This window comes from Promicromonospora sp. NPDC050880 (assembly GCF_044456525.1).
GTDB lineage: Bacteria > Actinomycetota > Actinomycetes > Actinomycetales > Cellulomonadaceae > Promicromonospora.
The window spans coordinates 225,571-238,958 of the sequence record NZ_JBITFV010000005.1 but is presented as its reverse complement, the minus strand read 5'-3'; the positions used below and the strand labels follow the sequence as shown (position 1 = coordinate 238,958).

Below are 13,388 nucleotides of genomic sequence, written 5' to 3'. Positions count from 1 at the left end.
CGAGGTGGGGGGGGTTGGGGGGGGGGGGGGCCCGGCCGGGGCCCCCCCCCCCCCCAAAAGCCCCCCCCCCCGGCCCCGGGGGGCCCCGGGGGGGGGGGGCCCCCCCCCCCCGCGGGGGGGGGGGGGGTGGGGGGGGGGGCCCCCCCCCCCCCCCCCCCCCCCCCCCCCCCCCCCCCCCGACCTCGCAGGAACGTGGAGCCGCCTGTCGGGTTCGAACCGACGACCTTCCGCTTACAAGGCGGGAGCTCTACCAGCTGAGCTAAGGCGGCGGGCGGGGAACAGCCTAACGGTTCCGGCCCGAGAGGGAAGAGCGGAGCCCCGGACGCGATGTCCGGGGCTCCGCGGTCACCGCGTCGTCGTCACTCGGACGGCTCGGTGGAGGGCTCCGCGGAAGGCGAGGAGGACGGCGCGGCCTCGCCCGTGATCGCCTCGGTGAGAGCGCCGACGGTCTGCCAGGTGGTGAACCGCTCGCCGTCGATGAGGACACTCGGCGTGCCGAGGCCGCCGGTCTCCGGGTTCACGACGTCGGGGTCGTCACCGGCAACGGCGGTGGCCGCCTCGACCCACTCGCCGTAGGTGTTCATGGCGTCGCCGTCGGAGATGCCCGCTGCGACGTCGGCGGGCACGCCCGCGTCCTGCGCGATCTGGGCGAGCTGCTCGTCCGTCAGGCCGGGCGTCTGCTCCTCGGGCTGGTTGGCGAACAGTGCCTCGTGGTACGCGTTGAACTGCTCGGGGGCCCGGTCGGCCACCCAGGCCGCGGAGGCCGCCGCACGCGTCGAGTACTCGGTGCCCTGCGACGTGCGGTCCAGGATCGAGATCGGGTGCACGATCAGCGTGACGTCCCCGGCCTCCCGCATCTCGGTGATGCTGGCGCCGTTCAGCGACTCGAACTGGCCGCAGACGGGGCACATGTAGTCCACGTACACGTCGAGCGTCTTCGCGCCCTCGTTCTCGGTCCCCGCGACGCCGTCGGCCCCCACGGGGATGCCCGTCTGCTCCACCACGCCGGCGGGGATGTTCTCCACCTTCTCCATGGGCGTCTTCTGACCCTCGGCGAGGATCAGCCAGATGGCGACGCCCAGGCCGACCACCGCGAGCGCGAGGACGCTCAGGACGATCACCCGGTTCCGCTTCTCGCGAGCCTGCTGCTTCTTCTGGAGAGCGAGGGCCTCGGCGCGGGCCGCGTCGCGGCGCTGCGCCTTGGTCTGATTCGTCGACATCGGGGTCCTTCGAGATGCGGGCCAATGGGGGCGAGGCGCGGCACGCGCCTGGACCAAGACTACTAGCGCTCGCTGGGAGACCCCTGAACGTTTCGTTACGATCCGTGCGGTCTACCAGGCCACGTCGGGCCGGCCGCTCAGCGGCCACCACAGCACGTCCACGGTGCCGTCGAACAGCGGGACCGCGGCGAGCACCGCGAGCGCCAGCAGCACCAGCCCGAGCACCACCTTGGCCCGCCGCGACGGCGCGATGCGGCGCAGCAGCGGGCCGGCACCGACCCGGGTCCCGTACGAGGCGGGCCCCCACCAGGCCACGACCACCGTGACCAGCATCGCCACGCCGAGCACGAGACTGTCCACGATCGGCTGGTTCATGCCGCCCACCGACCGTGCCTCGATGCTGGGATCCGGGACGATGATCAGGTTGCCGGGCGCGAACAGCAGGAGGCCCAGCAGCACCACGATCACGCCGCAGCAGATGCCGACGGCCGCGGCGGGCAGCACGCCGAACACGGCGCGCACGAGGTGCCAGGGCGACAGGAGGGTCGCGACGAGGGCGTCGGCCCGGCTCGGGCCGCGCCGCTCGCGCCGGCTGCGGAACTCCTCGACGGCGATGCCCGCGAGGCGGGTCAGGACCAGCAGGGCCACGAGCACGGCGGCGGCGATGCCGGGCATGGTCGCCGCGAGCGCCACGAGCGCCAGCCCCGCGGTGAGGAAGATCCCCCGGTACCCCCGCACACGTGCGGGGTTCTCCGGGACCACGACCGGCGCGACCGACGGCGGGGCCGGGCTCGGCGCGCCGACGGCCCGCCCGGTCACGGAACGCCCCCGGGCCTGGCTGACGGGTGCGGCCGCGAGGTCGGTCACGCCACCGGCAGCGTTGCGGCGGCGTGCGGCGGCACCCGCAGCGGCGCCGACCCCCGTCCCACCGGCTGCCGCGGAGACCGGGCGACGGCGCGCCGGCACGCCGTCGGGCAGCACGCGCGTCGAGCCGGCGTCGGCCGCCGTCTCGGCGGTCGTGGCCGCGGCCCCGAGCACGGCGGTCTGTTCGTCGTCCTCCCCCTCCGTGCGAGCGACGAACGCCTCGGACTCGGCCTTGAGCGCCCGGGCCACCTCGTCGGGACCCCACCGTTCGGCCGGCACGGCGCGCAGCGCGGCCGCGAGCGCCCGCTCCGCACGGGGCGGGAGCCCGTCGAGGTCGGCGTCACCCTGCCGGGAGCGGCGCAGCACCAGCTCGGTGGGGCGGACGCCGAACGGCGCGCGCCCGGTACCGGAGAACGCGAGCACCGCGGCCCATGACCACCAGTCGGTGTCGGGTCCGGGCTCGGCGCCGTCGAGCAGCTCGGGGGCGAGGTAGCCGGGGGTGCCCATGACGAACCCGGTGCGGGTGGCGCGCGGGTCGTTCGGCCCCTGGGCGAGCCCGAAGTCGATCAGGACGGGCCCGGTGCGCGCGATGAGCACGTTGGACGGGGTGAGGTCCCGGTGCACGACGCCGGTGCCGTGCACGGCCTCGAGCGCGTCGGCGAGCTGGTCGGCGAGCTCGAACAGGTCCCGGGGGTCGAGCGGCCCACGCTCGTCGATCTCCTCCTCGAGGGTGGGTCCCTCGACGAGCTCGGTGACGATGAAGGCCTCGGGCCCCTCCAGCTCGGCGTCCAGCACGCGGGCGACGGCGGGGTGGCGCAGGCCCTGGAGCGCGGCGGCCTCGCGGCGCAGGCGTTCGCGGGCGGCCGGGTCGTCGAGGTGGCGGTGCAGCATCTTGAGCGCGACGGCGTTCCCGCCGCCGTCGACCGCCCGGTAGACGGCGCCCATGGCGCCCGACCCGATCTCGCGCACGACCGTGTACCCGCCGAGCTGAGTGCCCGCGACGGGTCCGGCACCCGGCAGCGCGACCGGGGTGTCCACCTCCTCCATGGGGCACACGCTATCCGCCGCGCACGGGCGATGCCCGTCAAGTCCGGCCCTCTGACCAGCACCGGGAGCGCGCCCCGGCGAGTGAGTCGCCGACATCGTTACCCTGAGCAGGTACAAGACCTCGGTACTCTTGACGCTGGACAGCGTGACTCTTCTACATCCAAGGAGCAGTACATTGCCGGGTAAAGACGGGTACGATCTGGTCGTCGTCGCGAACCGGCTCCCGGTCGACTTCACGGTCGGTCCCGAGGGCGACCTCACCTGGCAGAGGTCGCCCGGCGGCCTGGTCACCGCACTGGAACCGGTCATGCAGGACGCCGACGGCGCGTGGGTGGGCTGGTCGGGCGCACCCGACCTGGCCCACGAGCCGTTCACCGCCGACGGCATGCTGCTGGTGCCGGTCACCCTGAGCGCCACCGAGATCGAGCGCTACTACGAGGGCTTCTCCAACGCGACGCTCTGGCCGCTCTACCACGACGTCATCGCACCGCCCGACTACCACCGCCAGTGGTGGGACGCCTACCGCCGCGTCAACCAGCGGTTCGCCGACGCCGCCGCCGAGCAGGCCGCCGAGGGCGGCGTCGTGTGGGTGCACGACTACCAGCTCCAGCTCGTGCCCCGCATGCTGCGCGACCTGCGCCCGGACCTGCGCATCGGGTTCTTCGACCACATCCCGTTCCCCCCGGTCGAGCTGTTCGCGCAGCTCCCGTGGCGCCGGCAGATCATCGACGGCCTGCTGGGCGCCGACCTGGTGGGCTTCCAGCGCAACGGCGACGCCGCGAACTTCGTGCGCTCCGCGCGCCGCCTCACCGGGTTCACCACGCGCGGCCCGGTCATCACGATCCCCGACGCCGACGGGCGCCCCGGCCGGCACGTGCGCGCGTCGTCGTTCCCCATCTCCATCGACTCCCGCCGGTTCGACACCCTGGCCCGCACGCCCGAGGTCCAGGCGCGCGCCAAGGAGATCAAGGCCGACCTCGGCAACCCCGACATCCTGATGCTCGGCGTGGACCGGCTCGACTACACCAAGGGCATCCGGCACCGCATCAAGGCGTACGGCGAGCTGCTCGACGACGGGCGGCTCGACGTCGAGCACCACACGCTCGTGCAGGTGGCCAGCCCGAGCCGCGAGAACGTGGGCGCCTACCAGGAACTGCGGGAGCACGTCGAGATCCTCGTGGGCCGCATCAACGGCGAGTACGGCGAGCTGGGCCACTCCGCGATCCACTACCTGCACCACTCCTACCCGCCCGAGGAGATGGCAGCCCTCTACCTCGCGGCGGACGTGCTGCTGGTGACCTCGCTGCGCGACGGCATGAACCTGGTGGCCAAGGAGTACATCGCCGCCCGCTCCGACGAGCGCGGCGCCCTGGTGCTGAGCGAGTTCACCGGCGCCGCGGACGAGCTCTCCCCCGGCCCCCTGCTGGTCAACCCGCACGACATCGACGGCATGAAGGACATCATCGTGGCCGCCGCGACCATGGACCCCCGCGAGCAGCGCCGCCGCATGCGCCGCCTGCGCCGCAAGGTCCTGGCCGACGACGTCGCCAAGTGGTCCGAGACGTTCCTCGGCGTGCTCACCGCGGTACCGGCCCGGCCGCTCACCGTGGACCCGCGCGCGGCGGAGCCCCGGCACCACAACCTCCGGGACGCCCTGACCGCGTTCACCACGCTCCCGGAGGGCGTGCCTGCCAAGGGTCTGGCCCGGATGAGCAACGGCAACGGGCGACGCAAGAAGCCGACCACGGGCTGGCTGCTCGCGTCCGACTTCGACGGCACGCTCGCGCCCCTGGTCGACGACCCCAAGGCGTCGGCCATGACCAAGGCGGCCCGCGCCGCCGTCGAGCAGCTGCACGCGCTCACGCACGAGGCGCCGGTCCGTCTCGCGTTCGTGTCCGGGCGCGACCTGTCCGACCTCGCCGAGCGCACCGTGGCCCCCGAGGGCACGTTCCTCGTGGGCAGCCACGGCGCGGAGGCCGGCCGGGCCACCAGCTCCGGCGTCGAGCAGGTGCCGTTCCACCTCACGACCTCGCAGTCCGCCCAGCTCGATGCGCTCGTGGCCGGCTTCGAGTCCGCCGTGTCGGGCCGGGAGGGGGCGTGGGTGCAGGTCAAGCCCGCCGCCGCCGTCGTGCACACGCGCCTGGCGAGCGTGGACGACGCCGCAGCCATCACCGTGGCCGCCGACGAGGTGGCCGCCAACCAGGGCCTGCCGGCCATGCACGGCAAGGACGTGGTCGAGGTCTCCGTGGTGCCCACCAGCAAGGGCGAGGCCCTGCGCCGCCTGCGCGGCACCGTCGCGGCCGAGCTGGGCGTCGAGAAGGTGCGCGTGCTGTACGCGGGCGACGACACCACCGACGAGGCGGCGTTCGCCGCCCTGGAGGCCGGCGACCTGTCGATCAAGGTGGGCACCGGCGACACCCTCGCCTCGCACCGCGTGCCCGACCCCGACGCGCTCGCCGCCGTCCTGGCCGGCCTGGCCCGCACGCTGGGCGAGGAGTGACCTGCCTGTGACCTGGTCTGTACCGCGACCTTGACCAACCGGGGTACGATCGCGCTGCAACAGTGTCACCGCCGACACGTCAGTGGAAGCAACGGCACCCGACCACAACGGATCGTCCGGCACGTACCTGCCGGTGGAGGGATGTTTTCTCATGGCTACGGTCACTTTCGACCACGCGACGCGCGTCTACCCGGGCACGGAGCGCCCGGCCGTCGACCAGCTGAACCTGGAGATCGAGGACGGCGAGTTCCTCGTCCTCGTCGGCCCGTCCGGCTGCGGCAAGTCCACCTCGCTGCGCATGCTGGCGGGTCTGGAGGACGTCAACGGCGGGCACATCTTCATCGGTGACCGGGACGTCACCGACGTGCAGCCCAAGGACCGCGACATCGCGATGGTGTTCCAGAACTACGCGCTCTACCCCCACATGTCCGTGGCGGACAACATGGGCTTCGCCCTGAAGATCGCCGGCACCCCGAAGGCCGAGATCCGCCAGCGGGTCGAGGAGGCCGCCAAGATCCTGGACCTGACCGAGTACCTGGACCGCAAGCCCAAGGCCCTCTCCGGTGGTCAGCGTCAGCGTGTGGCCATGGGCCGCGCGATCGTGCGTCAGCCGCAGGTGTTCCTCATGGACGAGCCGCTGTCCAACCTGGACGCCAAGCTGCGCGTGCAGACCCGTACCCAGATCGCCTCGCTGCAGCGCCGCCTGGGCGTCACCACGGTCTACGTGACCCACGACCAGACCGAGGCCCTCACCATGGGTGACCGCATCGCGGTCCTCAACGGCGGCATCCTGCAGCAGGTCGGCACCCCGCGGGAGATGTACGACCGCCCGGCCAACGTGTTCGTGGCCGGGTTCATCGGCTCCCCGGCGATGAACATCGGCACGTTCGACGTCAAGGACGGCGGCGTCAAGGTCGGCTCCGCGAGCGTCCCGCTGGAGCGGTCCATCGCCAGCGCGATCCCGGACTCCGACGGCGGCAAGGTGACCCTGGGCTTCCGCCCCGAGTCGCTGGACGTGGTCCCGGCCGGTACCGCCGGGTCGTTCGAGGTCGAGGTCAACCTCGTCGAGGAGCTCGGCTCGGACGCGTTCGTGTACGGCTCGCTCAAGGGCGACGCCGCCGACGTGGACCTGTCCGCCGGTGACACCAACCAGGTCATCGTCCGTATCGACCCGCGTGGCGTGCCGGACAAGGGCGACGTCATCTCCGTGGCCATCCAGGCCGGCCACTCCCACGTGTTCTCCGCGACCTCGGGCGAACGCCTCGGCTGACCCCACCCGCCGCCGAGGTAGAACCATGGCGACATAGAACTGTGGCGAGACAGAACGCCGGCCAGAGCCGACGTCCTGTCTCGCCACAGTTCTGTCCCACGCCGGAGACCCACCCCGGCGGCCCCGTCGTTCAGAATGGTGCCCATGCCCCAGCAGAACCTCCAGATCACCGCGGTCGCACCCGACCCCGCGCTGCTGGACCTCCCGTGGGACGTGCCGCTGGTCGACTGGCCGGAGGACGTCCTGGCCGCGCTGCCGCAGGGCATCTCCCGGCACGTCGTCCGCTTCGTCAACCACGGCGGGCGCGTCATCGCGATCAAGGAGATCGGCGAGACCGTCGCCTACCGCGAGTACGAGCTGCTCCGGCAGCTCCACCGCATCGAGGTTCCCTCGGTGGTCCCCGTGGGCGTCATCACCGGCCGCCGGGCGCCCGACGGCGAGCGGCTGGAGGCGGTGCTCGTCACCGAGCACCTGTCCTTCTCCCTGCCCTACCGCGCCCTGTTCAGCCAGGACCTGCGCCCCGACACCGCGACCCGCCTCATCGACGCCCTCGCGGTGCTCCTCGTGCGCCTGCACCTGGTGGGCTTCTACTGGGGTGACGTGTCGCTGTCGAACACGCTGTTCCGGCGCGACGCCGAGACGTTCGCGGCCTACCTGGTCGACGCCGAGACCGGCGACATGCACCGTCAGCTCACGGACGGCCAGCGCAACTACGACGTCGACCTGGCGCGCACCAACATCATCGGCGAGCTGATGGACCTGGCCGCGGGCGAGCTGCTGGACGAGAACGTCGACGAGGTGGCCATCGGCGACGCCCTCGTGGAGCGCTACAACGAGCTGTGGGCCGCCCTGACGGGCTCCGAGGCCTTCGACTCCAACGAGCGGTGGCGGGTCGCCGCCCGCATCGAGCGGCTCAACGACCTCGGCTTCGACGTGGGCGAGCTGGAGATCACCACCGACATCGACGGCACCAAGGTGCGCATCCAGCCCAAGGTGGTCGACGCCGGGCACCACTCCCGCCGGCTCCTGCGCCTCACCGGGCTCGACGTCCAGGAGAACCAGGCCCGCCGCATGCTCAACGACCTGGACAGCTACCGGGCCGCGACGGACCGGCAGAACGACCAGGAGCAGATCGTGGCCCACGCCTGGGTCCGTCAGGTCTTCCGGCCGACGATCGACGCGGTGCCGCGCGAGCTGCGCCGCAAGCTGGAGCCGGCGCAGCTGTTCCACGAGATCCTGGACCACCGCTGGTTCATCTCCCAGCAGGCGCAGCGCGACATCCCGATGCCGGAGGCCGCCGAGTCCTACGTCGAGAACGTGCTCCGACACCGCCCGGACGAGGACGCGGTCCTGGGCCTGCCCCCGGGCGCGACCGCCGCCGACTACGTCGAGTGATCGGCAGAAGGTCAGGTGATCGGCACCCCGGGGTACCGATCACCTGACCTTCTGCCGATCACGCGCCGGGTGCGGCTGCTCGCTGCTTCGCGACCTCGTACAGGGTGATGCCGGCGGCCACCGCCGCGTTCAGCGACTCCGTCGTGGCCGCGATCGGGATGGAGACCACCGCGTCGCACGCCTCGCGGACCAGGCGGGACAGGCCCTTGCCCTCGGAGCCGACCACCAGCACCAGCGGGTCGGTCGCGTAGGCGAGCTCCCCCACCGGCATGTCGCCGCCGGCGTCCAGGCCGACCACGAAGCAGCCGGCCTTCTTGAGCTCCGCGAGCTCGCGGGCCAGGTTGGTCGCCCGCGCCACGGGCACCCGCGCCGCGGCACCCGCGGACACCTTCCAGGCCGACGCCGTGACCCCCGCGGCGCGCCGCTCGGGCACCAGCACGCCGTGCGCACCGAACGCCCCGCCCGACCGCAGCACCGCGCCGAGGTTGCGCGGGTCGGTGACGTTGTCGAGCGCCACGATCAGCGGCGCCTCGCCGGCCTCGGCCGCGACGTCGAGCAGGTCCTCGACGTCCCGGTACTCGTACGGCGGCACCTTCATGGCGACGCCCTGGTGCACGGCGCCGTCGGTGATCCGGTCGAGGTCGAGGCGCGAGGCCTCGAACATGGGCAGGCTGCGCGCGTGCGCGATCTCGAGGATCTCCTGCGTCCGGTCGTCCGCCTCCAGGCGCGAGGCCAGGTAGATGCCCTCGGCGGGCATCTCGGCGCGCAGGGCCTCCAGCACGGAGTTGCGGCCGGCGACCACCTCGGCGGCGCCGGCGCCCTTGCGGCCCGCGCCGCGCCCGCCCGGCGTACCGGGCCGGCGCTGGGTGGTCGCGGCCCGCTTCTCCGCCGCGATCTTGCGCTGGTGCGCGGGGTGGTAGGTGCGGTCCTCCGCCTTGGGCGTCGGGCCCTTGCCGCGCAGCGCCTTGCGGCTGTGCCCGCCGGTGCCCACCTGGGCGCCCTTCTTGGAGCCGGCCTTGCGCACCGCACCGGCGCGCTTGGAGTTGCCTGCCATCGTGTCTCTCGTCTCTCAGCCGGGTGTCAGATCAGGACAGCGCCCAGCGGGCGCCGTCGGCGGAGTCCTGGACCTCGATACCGGCCGCCGCCAGGCGGTCCCGGATCGCGTCGGAGGCGGCCCAGTCCTTCGCGGCACGGGCCTGCGCGCGCGCCGAGAGCTCCGCGGCGACGAGCGCGTCCAGCGCCGTCGCGTACCGGTCGTCCGTCGAGGTGGCCCACTGCGGGTCGGCAGGGTCCAGGCCCAGCACGTCCAGCATCGCACGCACCGTCACCAGCTCCGCACGCACCGCGGCGTCGGAGCCCTCGGCGAGGGCCGTGTTCCCGGCCCGCAGGTGCTCGTGCACGACGGCGAGCGCCTGCGGCACGTTGAGGTCGTCGTCCATGGCCGCCGCGAACCCCTCGGGCACCTCCGCCTTGGCCACCTCCTCGGCCGGGACGTCGCCGACCCGCTCGGACGCGCGCGTGACGAAGCCCGACAGGCGCTCCCACGTGGTGCGGGCCTCCTGGAGGGTGTCCGGCGCCCACTCCAGCATGGACCGGTACTGGACGGCGGCCAGGGCGTAGCGCACCACCGGTGCGGGGGCCTGGGTCAGCAGCTCGCTCACGAGGAGCCCGTTGCCCAGCGACTTGGACATCTTGACGCCGGCCTGCGTGACCCACGCGACGTGCATCCACCGCTGCGCGAACCCGTAGCCCGCGGCGCGAGACTGGGCCTGCTCGTTCTCGTGGTGCGGGAACCGCAGGTCGAGGCCGCCGCCGTGGATGTCGAACGTCTCACCCAGGTAGCGGCGGGCCATGGCGGAGCACTCGAGGTGCCAGCCGGGCCGCCCGCGCCCGTAGGGGGTGTCCCAGGACGCCGACTCCGGCTCGCCGGGCTTGGGGGCCTTCCAGAGCGCGAAGTCGTGCGGGTTCTTCTTGTCCGCGGCCGCGCCCGACACCTCCGCGCCCTCCTCGGGGCTGAGGTCCTCGATCTTCTGCCGGGTGAGCTCGCCGTAGGCCGGCCAGGAACGCACGTCGAACCAGACGTTGCCCGCGCCGGTGGTGTAGGCGTTGCCTTTCTCGACCAGGCGCTCCATGAGCGCGACCATCTCGGGCACGCTGCCGGTGGCGCGCGGCTCGTAGGTGGGCGGGATGACGCCGAGGGCGTCGTACGCCTGCGTGAACACGCGCTCGTACAGCGCGGCGTGCGCCCACCACTCCCGGCCGGCGGCGGCCGACTTGGCCAGCACCTTGTCGTCGATGTCGGTGACGTTGCGGATCAGCGTGACCTTCAGGCCCCGGCGGGTGAGCCAGCGCCGCAGCACGTCGAACGCGATGACCGGCCGGAGGTGGCCCACGTGGGGTGGTGCCTGCACGGTGGCACCACACAGGTAGATGCCGACCTCGCCCGGGGTGATGGGGGTGAAGTCGCGCACCTCGCGCGTGGCGGTGTCATACAGGCGAAGAGTCACCTGTCAAGGGTACCGGCGCTCAGGCACCCTTTTCCTGCCCGGAGCCCTGTCCGAGCAGCCGGGCCACGTGCTGGTGGCCGCGCGTCTCGTAGCCGACCACGATCACGACCGGCGCGAGCATCACCAGGACCAGCGACCAGGACATGGGCAGCCCGGCCGCGGCGGTGGCGACGGCCGCCGCGAGCACGGCCACGGCGCCGAGCACCAGACCGACGTGCAGCGCCTGGAACGAGCGGGTCAGCAGACCGAACTGCACGTGGTCGACCACGAGGAACACCAGCACCGGCACGGCGACGGCGAGCACGGTCCCCACGGCGCCGACGTGCGAGTGCTCCTCCAGGTAGTACGCCGCGACGTGCAGTCCCGCGCCCACGCCGGCCAGCGCCGCGAAGACGGCGATGTTCCCGTAGCCCCACACGAACGACCGCTCGCGGTGCCGGTGCAGCATCTCGGCGTCGGGCGTGAGGTAGTACGTCCACCACAGACCGAACGTGAGGCCGGTGCCCGCGAGCGCCACGAGCGCGGCGTCCAGCGTCCAGCCCGACTCGTGCACGACGGCGGACAGCGACGCGACGGTGCCGATGACGCCCTCGCCGAGCGTGATGATGGCGAGCAGCCCGTACCGCTCGGCCATGTGGTGGGCGTGCCAGGGTGTGCTGCGCTGGCCGGGGCCCTCCGTGCGCAGGCGCTCGGCGAGCCAGGGCCCGGCCATCTCGGCGGCGCCGAGCAGCACGCCGCCCACGAAGAAGACGGACACGCTCACGGGCGCGACGGCGAGCACCAGCCAGCCGATCTGGGTGATCACGAGAGTGCGGGCGTAGGCCAGGCAGGTGGCGCGGTACTCGGGCGCCTGCCGCGCGGCGCGGAGCCACTGCACGAGCATGGCCAGGCGCATGATCACGTAGCCGGCGACCATCACCTCGTTGTGCACCCGGTCGCCCTCGACCAGGGACCCGAACATGTCCGGCAGGCCGAGCGCCAGCACCACGACGCCGACCATCTGCACCATCGTGGTGACGCGGTAGAACCAGTCGTCGGTGTCGAACGCCGAGGCGAACCACGTGAAGTTGATCCACGCCCAGCAGATCGCGAACATCGAGAACGCGAACCCGATCACGCCGGCGGCGACGTGGCCCTCGGCGACCAGGTGGGCGCCCTGCTCCCCCGCCACGCCGAACCCGACCACGAAGGCGAGGTCGAACAGCAGCTCCAGCGGGGTGGCCGTACGCGCCGGCTCGTGGGGGTCGCGGCCGGTCATGGGCCGGTTGCGGTGGTGCAGGGTGGACATGGGCCTTGTTCTACCCGAAACGGCGCGCGACGGCCTACCCGAAGTTCCGGCCCTCGCCCCGGTAGGTCGGCACGGTCTCGACCACCTCGGTCCCGCGCACGAGGTGCACCCGGTCGAACCGCTCCATCATCTCCCCCGCCTTCGCGTGGCGGAGCCAGACGCGGTCACCGGTGCGCAGCCGGCCGTCGGGACCCGACCCACGCGTCGCGCGCAGCGGCGTCTGGACCTCGCCCGCACCCTCCGTGCCGGTCAGCGCGTAGCCCGGCGTGAACAGCCGGGGCAGCCGGGAGACGCCCGCCTGGCCCGAGGCGGCGTACCCGCCGGAGAACGCCGTCACCCAGCCCGGGGCGGGCTCACGCACCACGTCGAGCCCGAAGAACGCGGCCGGCCGCGCCTCGAACGAGCGGTAGCCGTCGAACAGCCCGGGGGCGTAGAGCCCGGAGCCCGACGTCACCTCGGTCACGCCGGGCGCCGCGCCGCTCACCTCGATCGAGCCGGTCCCGCCCGCGTTGACGAGCTCCACGTCGTGCCCGACGGCGTCACGCACCGCGGCGAGGATCCGCACCCGGCGCGCGTTGACCTCCCGCATCGAGAGCCGCTTGACCAGCCGGACGGCGGGGCTCGTGTCGGGCAGCCCGGCCACCTGTGCCTCGTAGAACATGAGGCCGCGCACGGTCAGCCCCTGCGCCTGCGCCACGGTCGCGAGCGCCGCGACGTCGGCGGGGTCGCGCAGCGGCGAACGGCGCACCCCGAGGTGCGCGGTGAGCCGCCCGGCGCCGACGCGCAGCGAGCAGTCGACGTCGAGGCACACCTGGACCGGTCCCGCGGCCGTCGTGCCGTCCGCCCCGCGCACCCGCTCGGTCGCGGCGGCGATCAGGCCGAGGTGGGCCGCGTCGTCGACCATCAGCGTGATCTCCGCGCGTGCCACCGAGTCGGCGGCCAACGTCGCCAAGGCCTCCGCGTCGACCGTCGGGTAGCCCACCAGCACGTCGCGCATGCCCTCGCTCACCAGCCACAACGCCTCGCGCAACGAGTAGGCCATGACGCCGGCGAAGCCGTGCCCCAGCGCCCGCTCGACGAGCGAGCGCACCCGCACGGACTTGGAGGCGACGCGGACGGGGACGCCGTCGGCACGCTTGAGCAGGTCGAGCGCGTTCGCGTCGAACACGTCCAGGTCCACGACGGCGAGCGGCGCGGGCAGGCCCGACGTGGCGGCGGTCAGGCGAGCGGCGGTCCCGGCGACGGAGCTCATGCCCGAACGCTACTCCCCGGGGACCGAGCCATGGGATAGTGCGTC

At 73.2% G+C, this 13,388-nt stretch carries 9 protein-coding genes and 1 tRNA gene; 3 read left to right on the top strand and 7 right to left on the bottom strand.

Annotated features, from left to right (window positions below):
• Positions 1 to 193: 193 nt before the first annotated feature.
• The 3 genes from ACIBBF_RS11800 to ACIBBF_RS11790 all read right to left on the bottom strand — a co-directional run bounded on the left by ACIBBF_RS11800 (position 194) and on the right by ACIBBF_RS11790 (position 3,131).
• A tRNA-Thr gene (locus tag ACIBBF_RS11800) sits at positions 194 to 269 on the bottom strand.
• Positions 270 to 359: 90 nt separating this feature from the next.
• Positions 360 to 1,220, bottom strand: a complete 861-nt coding sequence (locus tag ACIBBF_RS11795) for a DsbA family protein (protein WP_397413373.1) — start codon at positions 1,218 to 1,220, stop codon at positions 360 to 362.
• A 111-nt stretch (positions 1,221 to 1,331) separates the two neighbouring features.
• Positions 1,332 to 3,131: a protein kinase gene (locus tag ACIBBF_RS11790; protein ID WP_397413372.1), complete on the bottom strand. Its 1,800-nt coding sequence runs from the start codon at positions 3,129 to 3,131 to the stop codon at positions 1,332 to 1,334.
• Between the two features lie 175 nt (positions 3,132 to 3,306).
• On the opposite strand from ACIBBF_RS11790, the gene otsB reads away from it, so the two are divergent.
• From otsB to ACIBBF_RS11775, 3 genes are all read left to right on the top strand, one after another.
• The gene (otsB, locus tag ACIBBF_RS11785; RefSeq protein WP_397413370.1) at positions 3,307 to 5,631 is read left to right on the top strand and encodes a trehalose-phosphatase; all 2,325 of its coding nucleotides are present in this window, start codon (positions 3,307 to 3,309) and stop codon (positions 5,629 to 5,631) included.
• Positions 5,632 to 5,782: 151 nt separating this feature from the next.
• Positions 5,783 to 6,901, top strand: coding sequence for an ABC transporter ATP-binding protein (locus ACIBBF_RS11780; protein ID WP_397413369.1), 1,119 nt, complete (start codon positions 5,783 to 5,785; stop codon positions 6,899 to 6,901).
• A gap of 135 nt (positions 6,902 to 7,036) precedes the next feature.
• The gene (locus tag ACIBBF_RS11775) at positions 7,037 to 8,296 is read left to right on the top strand and encodes a DUF4032 domain-containing protein (RefSeq protein WP_397413368.1); all 1,260 of its coding nucleotides are present in this window, start codon (positions 7,037 to 7,039) and stop codon (positions 8,294 to 8,296) included.
• Between the two features lie 58 nt (positions 8,297 to 8,354).
• Here the strand turns inward: ACIBBF_RS11775 and rlmB are convergent, their stop codons facing one another.
• The 4 genes from rlmB to ACIBBF_RS11755 are packed head-to-tail and all read right to left on the bottom strand — an operon-like array spanning position 8,355 to position 13,343.
• Positions 8,355 to 9,350, bottom strand: coding sequence for a 23S rRNA (guanosine(2251)-2'-O)-methyltransferase RlmB (gene rlmB, locus ACIBBF_RS11770; RefSeq protein ID WP_397413367.1), 996 nt, complete (start codon positions 9,348 to 9,350; stop codon positions 8,355 to 8,357).
• A gap of 31 nt (positions 9,351 to 9,381) precedes the next feature.
• The gene (cysS, locus tag ACIBBF_RS11765; RefSeq protein WP_397413366.1) at positions 9,382 to 10,803 is read right to left on the bottom strand and encodes a cysteine--tRNA ligase; all 1,422 of its coding nucleotides are present in this window, start codon (positions 10,801 to 10,803) and stop codon (positions 9,382 to 9,384) included.
• Positions 10,804 to 10,822: 19 nt separating this feature from the next.
• Complete coding sequence (locus tag ACIBBF_RS11760; RefSeq protein WP_397413364.1) at positions 10,823 to 12,091, bottom strand: low temperature requirement protein A; 1,269 nt, start codon at positions 12,089 to 12,091, stop codon at positions 10,823 to 10,825.
• 34 nt (positions 12,092 to 12,125) lie between these two features.
• Complete coding sequence (locus tag ACIBBF_RS11755; RefSeq protein ID WP_397413363.1) at positions 12,126 to 13,343, bottom strand: amino acid deaminase/aldolase; 1,218 nt, start codon at positions 13,341 to 13,343, stop codon at positions 12,126 to 12,128.
• Positions 13,344 to 13,388 lie beyond the last annotated feature (45 nt).